This window comes from Dinoroseobacter sp. S124A (genome assembly GCF_049801015.1).
Lineage (GTDB): Bacteria > Pseudomonadota > Alphaproteobacteria > Rhodobacterales > Rhodobacteraceae > Dinoroseobacter.
This window is the reverse complement of sequence record NZ_JBNAGD010000005.1, coordinates 239817-254664: the sequence shown is the minus strand read 5'-3', so window position 1 is coordinate 254664 and position 14848 is coordinate 239817. Positions and strand designations below refer to the sequence as shown.

The window sequence follows — 14848 nt, the reverse complement described above, 5'->3', positions numbered from 1 at the left end:
CTGCTAAGGCGCAGGCCCTCCGCGCGCCTTGTCTGCGTGCGCGGACACCGCGAGGTTTCCCAAGTCAGTGGGCAAGTTTTCTCCCGATTGGCGCGGAATGGGATACAGTTCCAGCAGTTTGCCACGTTTCGCTTTCTTCAAACCTATTCCATTCAAGGGGGGCACCCATCATGACCATCACTCGACAGGCCGCGCTCTGCACCGGTCTCGCGCTGATCGGCGCCAGCACGGCACAGGCCCAGGGCACCGAGGCCTGCACCGGGCCCGGCTGGCTGACCAAAGCCGACGCGGCCTTCGCCGCCGATTGCGCCAGTTTCGCCTTTGAGGGCGATCTCGCGGATCGCGAGCGTCTCGCCTGGATGATCTTTGCCCGGGTCAACCAGCTGATCGCGGATCCGGATCGTGGCATGTCTGGCACCGGGCAGGTGCCGCTCTGGATGGCCTGGCCCACGGATCCGGACACCTTCGCCACGGCAGTGCCGTTCGATTTCTCGAACATGGCGCGCAGCACCATGAAACCCTCGGCCGAGAAAAAGGATCTGGAGGCGGGGCGCGTGGCCACGGCCGATCCGGACGGCGCCAATGAAGAGGTCAACCGCAACCAGATCAGCTATGACTATCTGGTCGATAGTGACCTGACCACGAAACGCGGCATCGCGGCGTTTTTCACCAAGAACGACTATGTGGACATGCCCGTGGGCTCGATCGAGCTCAAGGCGTCCTGGCTGCAGGTGACCGAAGGCAGCCCGGTGCCCGAGGGCGCGCTGACCTTTCCCTTCGAGGGCGGGGAATACTGGTGGCGCGGCCTGCACCTGATGGTGAAGATGCAATCCCTGCCGGATCCGGGGCAGATGTTCTACGACGAGGCCCCCAGTTGGTTCTGGAGCACTTTCGAGTTCAACGACAACCCGGGCGTGGCCCATGTCCGCGACAGTTTCATCACCCAACGCGCACCGCTGAGCGAAGCGGATATAGACGCGCTTCTGGACGAGGCGGGGATCGGGGGCTTCGGGTTCGAGGGCTACGCGCCCAATGGCACGCAGATCCGGTTCACCGAGGATGGCAACGGCACCGTTCCCGTGATCCTCGGTCATACGGATATGGAGGATTTCGCCGGCAGTCCGAACACGGCCCAGGCGGCCTATTGGACGCGGTTCAACGCGAGTTGCCATGCTTGTCACGCGACCGCGTCCTACAATCCCGAGACGGGCGCGTTCTTTCCCTTTTCGGTGCCCGCAGGGGCGCTGCACCCGGGCTACAACATGACCGATGGAAACGGGACGGTGCAGTATCTCGGGCAGGGCTATAAGCCGCTCGACTTCATGTGGCCGCTGGCGTTCCAGACCCGGTAGACCCGGTATCCGCGCATGAAAAAGGCGCGCAGGCCCAGGGCCCGCGCGCCGCTCTCCTCCCTGCCCCCATTGGAGGAGGAACCCTCGACTGATGGGGTCAGTGTGAAATCATCCAGGGACGCTTGGTCGGAAAAGACTTGGCGCCATTGCTGTGATGCAGGGTTTTCGAGGGCATTTTCGACGATCCACCGCCACAGCAGCCGCAGTTCGGCCCGTGGTTCTTGGACCGCTTGGGACTGTCAGCGCTGCGTTCGTTGGTGGCGTGGGCCGTGCGGCTCGCATTGCTCATCATGGCAAGGCGCGGCACGTTGAGCATGACCCGCGGGCTCTCGGCCGCGCAATCGGGGCATTCGCAGGGCTCTTTGTAATTGGCGATGGAATTCAAAGCGGTGAAGGGGCCGCACTCATCGCAGAGGTAATCATAAACGGGCATCGGGGTCTCCGGGCGCGGGAAAAATGGGAGGCCCGAAGGCCTCCCTCAGGTGAGGACTCAGAGATCGGGCGCGAGCGGGATGTCCACGGAGCCGTCCAGATACTTGGTCGGGCCGTTGGCATTCGGCATCATGTCCCATTCGAAGATGTCATTGGGGAGCCAGAGCGTGGCACAGGCGTTTGGTATGTCCACCACCCCCGAGATATGCCCCTGCACCGGCGCGGTCCCGAGGATCGCGTAGGCCTGAGCGCCCGTGTAGCCGAACTTCTTGAGATACTCGATCGCGTTCAGGCAGGCCTGACGATAGGCGACATGCACGTCCAGATAGTGCTGCTCGCCCGCCTCATCGACGGAGATGCCTTCGAAGATCAGGTAGTCATCATAGACCGGCTTGATCGGCGAGGGCTTGAAGATCGGGTTCTTGACGCCGTATTTCTCGACGCCGCCCTTGATCAGCTCGACCTTGAGATGCAGCCAGCCGGCCATCTCGATCGCGCCGCAGAAGGTGATCTCGCCATCGCCCTGGCTGAAGTGGAGATCCCCCATCGAGAGGCCCGCGCCGTCCACATAGACCGGGAAGTAGATCTTGCAGCCGCGGCTCAGGTCCTTGATGTCACAGTTCCCGCCATGCTCGCGTGGCGGGACGGTCCGGGCGGCCTCGGTAGCGGCCTGATCGCGGGCGTCGCCCTTCATCGCGCCCATATGCGCGCTCTGGGTGTTGGGCAGGGCGGCCAGGGGCGGCGTACGCTCCGGGTCGGTGTTGAACAGCTTGGTCTCGCGGCTGTTCCACATATCCAGCATCTTGCGATCCGGCAGACAGCCGATCAGACCCGGGTGGATCAGACCGGCATATTTCACGCCCGGCACGTGGCGGGACTTGGTGAACATGCCGTCGAAATCCCAGATCGATTTCTGGGCCTCGGGGAAATGCTCGGTCAGGAAACCGCCGCCATTCTGTTTCGAGAAGAAGCCGTTGAAGCCCCAGAGCATCTCTTCCTTGGCGCCGATATCGAGGATATCGACCACCAGAAGATCGCCCGGCTCGGCCCCTTTGACCCCGATGGGACCGGACAGGTAGTGCACCTGTTCCAGCTCCACGTCGCGCACGTCGGAGGCGTCGTCGTTATTCTTGATCTGTCCGCCGGTCCAGTCATAGGTCTCGATCTTGAAATCGTCCCCGGGTTCGACCCAGACATTGATCGGAATGTCGGGATGCCAGCGATTGTGCACATTCTCATTCGTGTGCGGGCTCTCGCTGAGATCCACCGAAATCAGTGTGTCAGCCATGGTTAGGTCCTCTCCTTCTTGGTCAAACCGATAGGAATTTTGAGACTTTCGCCTCGTCGATCCCGTCGCGCGGGCTGTCATGGACGAAAGTGCCGTTCTCGATCACGATCACCCGGTCCGCCACGTCGAGCGCAAAGCTCAGCACCTGTTCCGACACGATGATCGTCAGGCCCTTCTGGTCCCGGATCTTGCGCAGGGTCCGGGCCATCTCGCGGATGATCGAGGGCTGGATCCCCTCGGTCGGCTCATCCAGCAACAGAACCTTCGGATCGCTCGCCAGCGCCCGGGCAATCGCCAGCTGCTGTTGCTGGCCGCCCGACAGGTTGCCGCCGCGGCGCGATTTCATCTCCAGCAGCACCGGGAACAGCTCGTAAATATCCTCGGGCACCGTCTTGGAGCCGGTCGAGGTCAGGCCGGTCTCGATATTCTCGCGCACGGTCATGGACGAGAAGATCATCCGGCCCTGGGGCACATAGGCGATGCCGGACGAGACCCGCTGATGCGGTTTCATGCCTGCAATCGAGGTGTCTCCGATCCGGGCGCTCCCGTCTTTCTCGGGCACGATCCCCATCAGGGTCTTCATCAGGGTGGTTTTGCCCATCCCGTTGCGGCCCATGACGGCCACGATCTCGGCGGGTTTCACATCCAGGTTGAGGCTGTGCAGCACCTCGGACTCGCCATAGGCCGCACAGAGGTTTTCGACGGACAGCATTGCGGATCTCCTTCAGTGGCCGAGATAGACTTCGATGACTTTGGGATCGGCCTGCACCCGCTCCATCGAGCCTTCGGACAGGGTCTTGCCCTGATGCAGCACGGTGACCCGGGTCGCGATATCCGCGACAAAGCCCATGTCATGCTCGATCACGATGACCGAGCGGTCCTTGATGATCTTGTTGAGCAGCTCGGCGGTTTTCTTGCGCTCGGCCACGGACATGCCCGCCACGGGCTCGTCCAGCATCAACAGTTCCGGGTCCTGGATCAGCAGCATCCCGATCTCGAGCCATTGCTTCTGGCCATGGCTGAGATAGGCGGCTTTCTCTTCGAGCTGATCATCGAGAAAGATCGTCTCGGCGATCTCCTGGATGCGGGCCTGCACCTCCTGGTCGCGGCGAAAGAGCAGGGCACCAAAGACCGAATGCCCGCGCGGATAGCTGAGCTCGAGGTTTTCGAAGACCGTGAGATCCTCATAGACCGACGGGGTCTGGAATTTGCGCCCGACGCCCGCATGGACGATCTGGTCTTCGCGCTTTTCCAGCAGCTCCAGACCCTTGAAGTTCACCGACCCGCTCGTGGCCTTGGTGCGTCCGCAGATCAGGTCGAGCACCGTGGTCTTGCCCGCCCCATTGGGCCCGATGATCACGCGGCACTCGTTCGGCTCTACATAGAAGCTGAGATCGTCCACCGCCTTGAACCCGTCGAAGGAAACCGTGAGCCCTTCGACCGCGAGCACGAAATTGGGGTTATGTCCTTGCATGGCTGGCTCCTATTCCGCGGCCGTCTTGGTGGCTGGCGCGACCGTCGTCGAGGTCGGCGCGGTGGGGGTGTTGGCGGGGTCGGGATCGGGGGGCGTCTTCTTGAACAGGGCCGCGATGCGCGGGGCCACATGCTCGGAATAGACACCGGCCAGACCGTTCGGGAAGAGCATCACAACCGCGATGAAAAGACCGCCGAGCCCCAACAACCACAGCTCGGGGAAGCTTTCCGAGAGCGAGGTTTTGGCCCAGTTCACCAAAAGTGCGCCATAGACCGCGCCGACGATGGACAGGCGTCCGCCCACGGCGCAGAAAATGACCATTTCGATGGAGGGAACGATCCCAACGAGGGTAGGGGACATGAAGCCCACCTGCAGGGTGAACATCGCGCCGCCGACGCCCGCAAAGGCCGCGCCGAGGCAGAAGATGAAGATCTTGAAGCTCGCCACGTTGTAGCCTGAGAAACGCACCCGGTCCTCTTGGTCGCGCATGGCGATCAGAAGCCGTCCGAGCTTGGACTTGCGGACATATTGCGCGATGGCGAGGCAGAGAAAGAGCAGCACGCCATTGACGTAATAGAGCAGTTCCTTGGCCTCATCCGTGCGGATGTCCCAGCCATTCAGGGTGCGCAGGTCGGTGATCCCGTTCACGCCGCCCGTGAAGCCCTGCTGCCCGATGATCAGGATCGTGAGGATCGCGGCGAAGGCCTGGGTGATGATGGCGAAGTAGACGCCACCCACGCGCCGGGTGAACATGGCCACCCCGATGATGAAGGCAAAGATGACCGGAACCGCGACGACTGCGAGCAGGGCAAAGGCGAGGTTGTTGAAGGGTTCCCACCACCAGGGCAGGGCCGTCAGCTGGTTCCAGTCCATGAAGTCGGGAATGCCGGGCGTGGACTGGATCGCGGTGTTTTCCGGGGTCGAAGCCTCCAGCTTGAGGAACATCGCCATGCAATACCCGCCAAGGCCGAAGAACACGCCCTGTCCGAGGCTGAGGATCCCGCCCGCGCCCCAGCAGAGCACGAGCCCCACCGCGACGAAGGCATAGGTCAGGTACTTGCCGAACAGGTTCAGACGAAAGGTGTCGAGCGCGAGGGGCAGCAGGACAAAGATCACGGCAGCCAGCACAGCAAAAGCAATCACGTCCTGACGGGTGAAGATACGGTTGGAGGAAACCTGCATCGGGTCGAGCTCCTTACTTGCGCAGTTTCAGGGAGAAGAGGCCTTGCGGACGCACCATCAGGATGCCGACCACCACGAGCAGGGTCAGAACCTTGGCCATCGAGCCCGAGAGGAAGAATTCCATGATCGACTGGGCCTGACTGATCGAGAAGGCACTGGCGATGGTGCCGAGCAGACTGCCCGCGCCGCCGAAGACCACCACGAGGAAGGTGTCCACGATATATAGCTGGCCCGCCGTCGGCCCGGTGGAGCCGATCATCGTAAAGGCCGAGCCCGCCACACCGGCCACGCCGCAGCCGATCCCGAAGGTCAGCCGGTCGGTCCAGGCGGTGTTGATGCCCGTGGCATCCGCCATGACCCGATTCTGGTTGATCGCGCGCACCTGCAAACCCCAGGAGGAGCGGAACATCATCACGTAGACGGCAATCGAGATGCAGGTTGCGAGCACCATCACGAAGATCCCGTTGATCGGGATCTCCACGAGGTCCGTCAGGGGCAGCGAGCCCATCATCCAGTCGGGAATCGTCACGCCGACCTCCCGCGCGCCAAAGACGCTGCGATAGATCTGCTGCAGGATGAGGCTGAGGCCCCAGGTCGCCAGAAGCGTATCGAGCGGGCGTTTATAGAGATGTCGTATGAGCCCCCATTCCACGATCAGGCCCAGGGCGCCCGAGGCAAGGAAGGCGAGGATCATCGCGACAAAGAAATAGATGCTGAAGAGGTCTGGCAGGTAGGTCGCGAAGACATTCGAGGTCAGGTAGGTGACATAGGCCCCGAGGATCATGAACTCGCCATGGGCCATGTTGATCACGCCCATCTGACCAAAGATGATGGCGAGCCCCAGGGCCATGAGGACAAAGACGGAAAACAGGATGAGACCGGCGAAACCCTGCATCGCGAAAATCGCGCCGAGCTCGCCCATCGAATAGTCGGAAAACATCGCAAACCTCTGGGGGGATTAGGAAAACGCCGGGGGAGAAGTGGGAGAGGGCGCGCCTGGCACCGCGCCCTCCCTCGCTTGCAGCTTACTGGTAGCCTTCGGGAAACGGATCCGGCTCGACCAGCTCTGCAGTCTCGAACACGACGTCGTACTGACCGTCGGCCTTCGCACGACCCACGCGCGTCTTGGACCAGAGGTGGTGGTTCTCATGGACCTTGACGTAGCCCTCGGGGGCTGTGGTGAGTTCGATGCCCGGGCTCGCTTCGCGGACCTTGTCCACATCGAACGAACCGGCTTTTTCGACAGCGGCTTTCCAGAGCCACGGTCCGAGATAGGCAGCCTGGGTCACGTCGCCGATCACCATGTCCTCGCCCCACATCTCTTTGAAGGCGCGGACGAAATCGAGGTTGTTCTCGTTTTCCAGGCTCTGGAAGTACTTCATGCAGGCATAGGTGCCTTCGATGTTCTCGCCACCGATGCCGCGGATCTCGTCCTCGGTTACGGAGATGGTCAGCACGAGCGGGCTCTCGCCAGCCGGGTCGATGCCCGCGGCCTTGAGCTGCTTGTAGAAGGCCACGTTCGAGCCGCCCACGACGATCGCATAAATCACGTCCGGCTTGCGCAGGCGGATCTTGTTGATGACCGAGTTGAACTGGGTATGGCCGAGCGGATAGTACTCTTCGCCCACGACCTTGGAGCCTTCGAGGAAGTTCTCGATATGCTTGCGCGCGATCTTGTTCGAGGTGCGCGGCCAGATGTAGTCGGACCCGAGCAGGTAGAAGGTTTTGGCGCCCTTGGTCTCGGAGACCCAGTCGAGGCCCGCGATGATCTGCTGGGTCGCTTCCTGACCGGTATAGATGACGTTCGGCGACTGCTCGAGGCCTTCGTAGAAGGTCGGGTAGTAGAGGAAGCCGTTATGCTGTTCGAAGACGGGCAGGACGGCCTTGCGGCTGGCAGAGGTCCAGCAGCCCATGACCGAGGCGACCTTGTCGTTGACCAGCAGCTTGCGGGCCTTTTCGGCAAAGGTCGGCCAGTCGGAGGCACCGTCTTCCTGAATATATTCGATCTTGCGGCCAAGGATGCCGCCCTGGGCGTTGATCTGCTCGATGGCGAGCTTCTCTGCCTGCACGGAGCCGGTTTCCGAGATCGCCATGGTGCCCGTGACGGAGTGCAGGATGCCGATGGTGACCGTGTCGTCGGTCACGGCCAGCCCGGTCGTGTTCACCTCGGCGGTCGGGAAATCCGCCGCGCGCAGGTCCTTGGGCAAAAACAGCGAGGCCGCCAGCGCCGTGCCGCCGGCCATCACAGCGCGACGGCTGGGTCCGGACATGGATTTCGGGGTTTTGCGATCAGTCATAACAGCTCCTTGTGGGGATAGGTTGACGTGTCGGGCAGCGCGCTGCCGTCTGCGTTAACTTTTTCCCGAAGAGCGTCAGAAACCTTATACGTCGAATGACGTATGCAGGTGCGCGTTCCTCCCCTGTAAGGTCGTTAACGGAACTTAAAGGACACAGGGGGCGGAGGGACGCGCTTAGCCGCAGCTAAGCCGCGCCCGCCCGTGTGTATGTTGAGACGATTGATCCCGGGGGCCATATGGCAACGCTCTATCGTGCAACTCAGGAAAAGCGGCGCTACAACCGCTGGGTTGCCAATGAAACGATGGAAGATTTCGCCCTGCGCTTCACCGCGCGGCGCGCCCGGCGTTGGTCCTATGCCCGGGTCGCGAATACCGCGATCGGCTCGATCTCGTTTCTGGCGCTGGAGGCGATCGGCGGGGCGCTGACCCTGACCTATGGATTCGATATCGCCATCGTGGCGATCATGCTGGTCGGGGCCTTTCTCTTCCTGACGGCCTTCCCGATCAGCTATTACGCCGCGCGCTACAGCGTGGATATCGACCTGCTCACGCGCGGGGCGGGGTTCGGCTATATCGGCTCGACCATCACCTCGCTGATCTACGCGACCTTCACCTTCATCTTCTTCGCGCTGGAGGCGGCGATTCTCGCCCTCGCGCTGGAATACTGTTTCGGGGTGCCGCTCGTTCTGGGCTATCTGATCAGTGCCTTTGTGGTCATTCCGCTGGTGATCAACGGGTTCTCGAAAATCTCGGCCTTCCAAGCCTGGACCCAGCCGCTCTGGGTCGTGCTGCATATCACGCCCTTCGTGATCCTCGCCTTCGTGGGCTACGACATCGAGGGGTGGTCCAGCTTTCAGGGCAACACGCCGGAGCCGGTGGACAATGCGGGCAAGCTGATCCTGCTGGGCGCGGCCTCGGGCGTGATCTTCTCGCTGATTGCGCAGGTGGGCGAGCAGGTGGACTACCTGCGCTTCCTGCCCGAACCCAAGACCCGGGCGGACAAGCGCCGCTGGTGGGGGGCGCTGATCGTGGCGGGGCCGGGCTGGTCGGTGCTGGGTATGCTCAAGATGCTGGCCGGGTCCTATCTGATCACGCTGGCCATCGCCCATGGTGTCCCGGCGGAGGATGCGACCGACCCCACGCGCATGTACGAGACCGTCTTCAACCAGACGATCAACTCGCCTCTGGTGGTGTTGCTGCTGACCAGCGTTTTCGTGATCCTCAGCCAGCTCAAGATCAATGTCACCAATGCCTATGCGGGCTCCATCGCATGGTCGAACTTCTTCTCGCGGCTCACCCATGCCCATCCCGGGCGGGTGGTCTGGCTGGTGTTCAATGTGGGCATCGCGGTGCTGCTGATGGAGCTGGGCGTGTTCGGCGCGCTGGAAAAGACGCTCGCGCTTTATTCCCACGTGGCGCTGGCCTGGATCGGGGCGCTGGTCGCGGATCTGGTGGTGAACAAGCCACTTGGCTACAGCCCGCCGGGGATCGAATTCCGCCGGGCGCATCTCTACGATATCAACCCGGTGGGGATCGGCGCCATGGCCACGGCCTGCGTGCTGTCGCTGCTGGCCTATGGCGGGCTGTTTGGCGATCTGGCGGAGGCGACGTCCTCCTTCATCGCGCTGGGCAGTTCCTTCGTGCTGGCCCCGGTGATCGCGGCGGCGACCAAGGGGCGCTACTACATCGCGCGGCCGACGCCGGATGAGATCGCCTCGACCTGCATCATCTGTGAATACTCCTTCGATCCCGAGGACATGACCCATTGCCCGTTCCATACCGGGCCGATCTGTTCGCTCTGCTGCACGCTGGACAGCAATTGCCGCGATGCCTGCAAGCCCCACGCGCGGCTGGCCGACATGTCCAGGAGTATCGTGACCGGGATATTCCCGCGGCCCGTGGCGACCGTGCTGATGTCGCGGATGTTCCGCTTTGCCATGGTGACCTCCCTGTTGGGGGCGGCCTTCGGGGCGCTTCTGCTTCTGGTGCGCAGTTTCCAGAATGCCGAGAATTTCGACGCGGTGCTGTGGGTGATCTTCTCGATGGTGATGATCGCCGTGGGGGTGGTGGTCTGGATGTATCTGCTGATCAGCGAGAGCCAGGATCAGGCCCGCGACGAGGCCGAGAAGCAGACCGAGCGCCTGCTTTTCGAGGTGCGCGCCCATGAGCGCACGGATCTCGAATTGCAGCGCGCCAAGGAGAAGGCCGAGGCCGCGAACCTCGCCAAGACCCGCTACATGACCGGGCTCAGCCACGAGCTGCGCACGCCGCTCAACTCGATCTATGGCTTTGCTCAGATCCTCGAAAAGGACCCCGAGATCCCCGAGCAGCGGCGCAATTCGGTCAAGACGATCCGGCGCAGCAGCGAGCATCTGGCCGGCCTGATCGAGGGTCTGCTGGATATCTCCAAGATCGAGGCTGGTCGGCTGGAGATCAGCCGGGACCGCATCGCCTTTCCCTCTTTCTTGCGGCAGGTCAGCGCGATCTTCGAAGAAAGCGCGCGTGAGAAGGGCCTCAAATCCTCGCTCACCACGTCGGGCGCCCTGCCCGAATGGGTGAGCTTTGATGAAAAGCGCCTGCGCCAGATCATCATCAACCTGCTGTCCAACGCGATCCGTTACACGCAGGAGGGTGAGGTCGGGCTGCATATCATCTATCGCAACGAGGTTGTGGTGATCGAGGTGCGCGACACCGGGGTGGGCATCGCGCCCGAAGACCTCAAACGGATCTGGAACCCGTTCGAGCGGATCAACACCGTGCGCGAAACCGGCTCGGGGCTGGGCCTGACCATCACCAAGCTGCTGGTCGAGATCCTCGGCGGCGAGATCACCGTGGACAGTACCCCCGGGGTGGGCAGCGTGTTCCGTGTCCGGCTGATGCTGCCCAGCGTCGCCGTGGACACCCATCAGGCCCCGGCGACCACCGGCTCGCCCTCGCGGACCCGGGCGGTGCGGGGCTTTGTCGGGCCGCGCAAGACGCTGATGGTGGTGGATGATGACCGCAACCATCTGCAACTCGCCACATCCTTCTTTGATCCGCTGGGCTTTGCCGTGGTCACCGCCGGCAGCGCCGAGCAGGGGCTTGCGATGCTGGATGACATCTCACCGGATCTCTTTGTGCTGGATATCGACCTGCCGGGGCAGGATGGCTGGACCCTGGCCGAGAAGCTGCGCTCGGGCGCGTTCCGGGCGACACCGATCGTGATGGTCTCGGGGCATGCGCGGGTCGGCAAACCGCCCCCGCGAGAGGTCGCGCTCTGCGATGCCTTCGTTGCAAAGCCCTACAGCCTCGATGACCTTCTGGTGCGGATCGCCGAGCTTCTGCGGCTCGAGCTGGTGATGACCGAGACCACGGCGCCCACCGGGGTCGCGGTCTCGGAGCTTTCGGATGAGGACCGGCTCGCCCTGATCGAGCTGGCCCGGAACGGCATGGCCCGGGCGCTTACCGAGCGGATCGCGGAGCTGGCCGAGAACGGCAGCTTGCGAGGGTCGATGCTGGTGCGGCTGAACAAGATGGCGGGGCTCTATGACCTGCCGGGGATTGTTGATGTATTGAAGGACACGCGCGATGTTGCCAGCTGATCGGGATCGTCACGATATTGCACTTGTGGTGGATGATGATCCGGATTCTCTCGGCATGGTGGCCTCGGTTCTCGAAGAGAACGGCATCACGGTGATCGTCGCACGCAGTGGCGCCACCGCCATCGATCTGGCCCGCCGGATCGCGCCGGACGTGGTTCTGATGGATGCGGTCATGCCCGAGATGGACGGCTTCGAGACCTGCCTTCGGATGAAGAGCGGCGCGGACCCGATCCCGGCGCCGGTCGTCTTCATGACGGGGCTGACCGAGCCCGAACATATCGTGAAAGGCCTGAATTCCGGCGGTGTCGACTATGTCACCAAGCCTGTGGTGGTCGACGAACTGCTGGCCCGGATCACGATCCACATGATCAATGCCAAGATGATCCAGAGCGCGCGCGAGGCGCTCGACACCACGGGCCGCACGGTGATCGCCGTCAATACCAGCGGCGAGCTTGTCTGGAGCAGCCCCAAGGCCCAGGAGGAACTGGCCCGGGGCGGGATCACCTGCGCGCGGGAGCTCTTTTCCGGGCAGGCCTTCGGGCAGTGGCTGCGGGCCTGTATCAGCGCGCCGATCTCCAGCGCCACGCCCTACCGCGAAGGGGATTGCGAGATCTCCTATCTTGGCTCGTCACCCTCGCGGGAGATCCTGTTGCGGGTCCGCGCGGCGGCCGAAATGGCACCCGAGGAGCTTCTGGCGCAGGTCTTTCAGCTGACGCCGCGCGAGGCCGAGGTGCTCTATTGGCTCTCAATGGGGAAGTCGAACCGCGATATTGCGCAGATCCTGTCCCTGAGCGCGCGCACCATCAACAAGCATCTCGAACAGGTGTTCCAGAAGATGGGGGTAGAGAATCGCACCTCAGCCGCGGTGCTGGCGGACCGGGTGCTCCATGGCGAGGCGCAGCTGAACGGCGCCGTTATGCAGACCAAATCAGGCGCCTGAGCGCGCCAAATCGCCCCCGGGCCACGCCAGTGCGCGACAGCCGTTGACACCAGAAGGGCGATGCGTATAAGCGCGCCATTCATTGGTGTTGGTGGCCCTCGCAAGAGGATCCCTGTCAGGCCGCAAGGCCAGAGGACAACGCCCTTCACAAACGAAGGAGATCAGCCGTGACCAAACGCACGTCTGCCAAGTACAAAATCGACCGCCGCATGGGCGAGAACATCTGGGGCCGTCCGAAATCCCCGATCAATCGCCGCGAATATGGCCCGGGCCAGCACGGTCAGCGCCGCAAGCAGAAGATGTCCGACTTCGGTCTGCAGCTGCGCGCCAAGCAGAAGCTCAAGGGCTATTACGGCGACCTCACCGAGAAGCAGTTCCGCCGCATCTACGGCGAAGCCGAGCGGGTGAAGGGCGATACCGGTGAGAACCTGATCGGTCTGCTGGAGCGTCGTCTGGACGCCGTGGTCTACCGCGCCAAGTTCGTCGCGACCATCTTCGCCGCCCGTCAGTTCGTGAACCATGGCCATGTCCTGGTGAACGGTCAGCGCGTGAACATCCCGTCCTACCGCGTCAAGGAAGGCGACGTCGTCGAGGTGCGTGAGAAGTCCCGCCAGATGGCCGCCCTGCTGGAGGCAACCCAGCTGCCCGAGCGCGACGTGCCGGACTACGTGGATGCCGACCATAACAAGATGAAAGCGACCTTCGTCCGCACGCCGGGTCTTGCAGATGTGCCCTATCCGGTGATGATGGAACCGAACCTCGTGATCGAATACTACGCACAGAACTAATCCGTTCGCGCATAACCGCTTTTCAGGGCCGCGCGAGACCAGCGCGGCCCTTTTTGTGTTTGCCGTCCAGAGCAGGAGAGCCTCCCCATGTCCGACTACCCCGTCTATGGCCGCATCGACGGCCCTGTGGTGATGATCGGCTTCGGCTCCATCGGGCAGGGGACCCTGCCGCTGATCGAGCGGCATTTCGACTATGACCGCGACCAGTTTCTGGTGGTCGAACCCAAGCCCGAGGGGGTCGAGATCCTCAAGGCGCGGGGCATCCGCCACAAGCAGGTGGCGCTGACGCCCGAGAATTACCGCGACGAGCTGAACGCGCTCTTTCCCGAAGGCAAGGGGTTCTGCGTGAACCTTTCGGTGGATACGTCATCGCTCGACCTGATGAAGCACTGCCGCGAGATCGGGGTTCCTTACATCGACACCGTGGTCGAACCCTGGGCAGGCTACTATTTCGACACGGCCGATAATGCGGCGCGCACCAACTATGCGCTGCGGCAGGCTGTGCGCGACGAGAAGGCCGCGCGCCCGGGCGGGACCACGGCGGTGTCCTGCTGCGGGGCGAACCCGGGCATGGTGTCGTGGTTCGTCAAGGCCGGGCTGATGATGCTGGCCAAGGATACCGGCCACGCCAGCGAGGCGCCCACGACCCGCGACGGCTGGGCTGCGCTCATGCGCGATCTGGGTGTACAGGGCGTGCATATCGCTGAGCGGGACACGCAGGTGCGCGCCAAGGCCAAGCCCCATCAGGTCTTTGTCAACACATGGTCGGTGGAGGGCTTCATCGCCGAGGGCTACCAACCCTCCGAGATGGGCTGGGGCACCTTCGAGCCCTGGATGCCCGCCAATGCCCACCGGCAGGCGGCAGGCTGCAAGGCCGCGATCTGGCTCGAACAGCCCGGGGCCGATACCCGCGTGCGCACATGGTGCCCAACGCGCGGGCCGCAATTCGGCTTCCTCGTGACCCATAACGAGGCGATCTCCATCGCCGATTACTTCACCGTGGGGGAGGGGGACCACCCCGAGTTCCGCCCGACTTGCCATTATGCGTATCATCCCTGCGATGACGCGGTGCTGTCGCTGCATGAGATGTTCGGATCCGGCCAGATCCAGACCGCGCACCACATCTTTGACGTGGATGAGATCACCGACGGCATCGATGAGCTGGGCGTGCTGCTCTATGGGCATGCGAAAAACGCGCTGTGGTATGGCTCGCGGCTCTCGAACGAGGAAACCAAGACGCTCGCGCCCGACCAGAACGCCACCGGGTTGCAGGTCACCTCGGCTGTGCTTGCGGGCATGGTCTGGGCGCTCGAGAACCCGAATGCTGGGATCGTCGAGACCGACGAGATGGATTATGCCCGCTGTCTCGAAGTGCAGCTGCCCTATCTCGGCCCGGTGGAGGGACATTACACCGACTGGACGCCCCTCACGGACCGCGATAGCCCCTTTCCCGAGGACCTGGCATTGGACACGCCATGGGCCTTGCAGAACACCCTCGTCCGCTAAGAGTTTGA

Annotated in this window: 12 protein-coding genes; 5 read left to right on the top strand and 7 right to left on the bottom strand. The window is 63.0% G+C overall.

Annotation, left to right across the window (positions count from 1 at the left end; all coding sequences use genetic code 11):
- The first annotated feature begins 170 nt into the window (after window positions 1–170).
- Entirely contained in the window at window positions 171–1352 is a 1182-nt protein-coding gene (locus ACP15I_RS14295) for a hypothetical protein (RefSeq protein ID WP_424975603.1), read from the top strand.
- 97 nt (window positions 1353–1449) lie between these two features.
- On the opposite strand, the gene ACP15I_RS14290 is transcribed toward ACP15I_RS14295, so the two are convergent.
- The 7 genes from ACP15I_RS14290 to urtA all read right to left on the bottom strand — a co-directional run bounded on the left by ACP15I_RS14290 (window position 1450) and on the right by urtA (window position 8025).
- Window positions 1450–1785 (bottom strand): FmdB family zinc ribbon protein, encoded by a 336-nt coding sequence (locus tag ACP15I_RS14290; RefSeq protein ID WP_424965204.1) that lies wholly within the window; start codon window positions 1783–1785, stop codon window positions 1450–1452.
- A gap of 57 nt (window positions 1786–1842) precedes the next feature.
- On the bottom strand, window positions 1843–3072 hold the full coding sequence (gene fmdA, locus ACP15I_RS14285; protein ID WP_424965203.1) for a formamidase: 1230 nt from the start codon (window positions 3070–3072) through the stop codon (window positions 1843–1845).
- Window positions 3073–3094: 22 nt separating this feature from the next.
- Entirely contained in the window at window positions 3095–3784 is a 690-nt protein-coding gene (gene urtE, locus ACP15I_RS14280; protein WP_424965202.1) for an urea ABC transporter ATP-binding subunit UrtE, read from the bottom strand.
- A gap of 12 nt (window positions 3785–3796) precedes the next feature.
- Window positions 3797–4546 carry an urea ABC transporter ATP-binding protein UrtD gene (gene urtD, locus ACP15I_RS14275; protein WP_424965201.1) on the bottom strand — a complete coding sequence of 250 codons (750 nt, stop codon included), beginning with the start codon at window positions 4544–4546 and terminating at the stop codon, window positions 3797–3799.
- Between the two features lie 9 nt (window positions 4547–4555).
- On the bottom strand, window positions 4556–5728 hold the full coding sequence (gene urtC / locus ACP15I_RS14270; RefSeq protein WP_424975602.1) for an urea ABC transporter permease subunit UrtC: 1173 nt from the start codon (window positions 5726–5728) through the stop codon (window positions 4556–4558).
- 13 nt (window positions 5729–5741) lie between these two features.
- Window positions 5742–6668 (bottom strand): urea ABC transporter permease subunit UrtB, encoded by a 927-nt coding sequence (gene urtB / locus ACP15I_RS14265; protein WP_424965199.1) that lies wholly within the window; start codon window positions 6666–6668, stop codon window positions 5742–5744.
- Between the two features lie 85 nt (window positions 6669–6753).
- Window positions 6754–8025: an urea ABC transporter substrate-binding protein gene (gene urtA / locus ACP15I_RS14260; protein WP_424975601.1), complete on the bottom strand. Its 1272-nt coding sequence runs from the start codon at window positions 8023–8025 to the stop codon at window positions 6754–6756.
- Window positions 8026–8261: 236 nt separating this feature from the next.
- Here urtA and ACP15I_RS14255 point away from each other — a divergent pair, with 236 nt between their 5' ends.
- The 4 genes from ACP15I_RS14255 to ACP15I_RS14240 all read left to right on the top strand — a co-directional run bounded on the left by ACP15I_RS14255 (window position 8262) and on the right by ACP15I_RS14240 (window position 14840).
- Window positions 8262–11606 carry a hybrid sensor histidine kinase/response regulator gene (locus ACP15I_RS14255; protein WP_424975600.1) on the top strand — a complete coding sequence of 1115 codons (3345 nt, stop codon included), beginning with the start codon at window positions 8262–8264 and terminating at the stop codon, window positions 11604–11606.
- Window positions 11593–12546, top strand: coding sequence for a response regulator (locus tag ACP15I_RS14250; RefSeq protein WP_424975599.1), 954 nt, complete (start codon window positions 11593–11595; stop codon window positions 12544–12546). Before ACP15I_RS14255 ends, ACP15I_RS14250 begins: the two co-directional genes overlap by 14 nt.
- Window positions 12547–12713: 167 nt before the next feature.
- Window positions 12714–13334 (top strand): 30S ribosomal protein S4, encoded by a 621-nt coding sequence (rpsD, locus tag ACP15I_RS14245; protein ID WP_424965195.1) that lies wholly within the window; start codon window positions 12714–12716, stop codon window positions 13332–13334.
- Window positions 13335–13421: 87 nt separating this feature from the next.
- Window positions 13422–14840 carry a homospermidine synthase gene (locus ACP15I_RS14240; RefSeq protein ID WP_424975598.1) on the top strand — a complete coding sequence of 473 codons (1419 nt, stop codon included), beginning with the start codon at window positions 13422–13424 and terminating at the stop codon, window positions 14838–14840.
- Window positions 14841–14848: the final 8 nt, after the last annotated feature.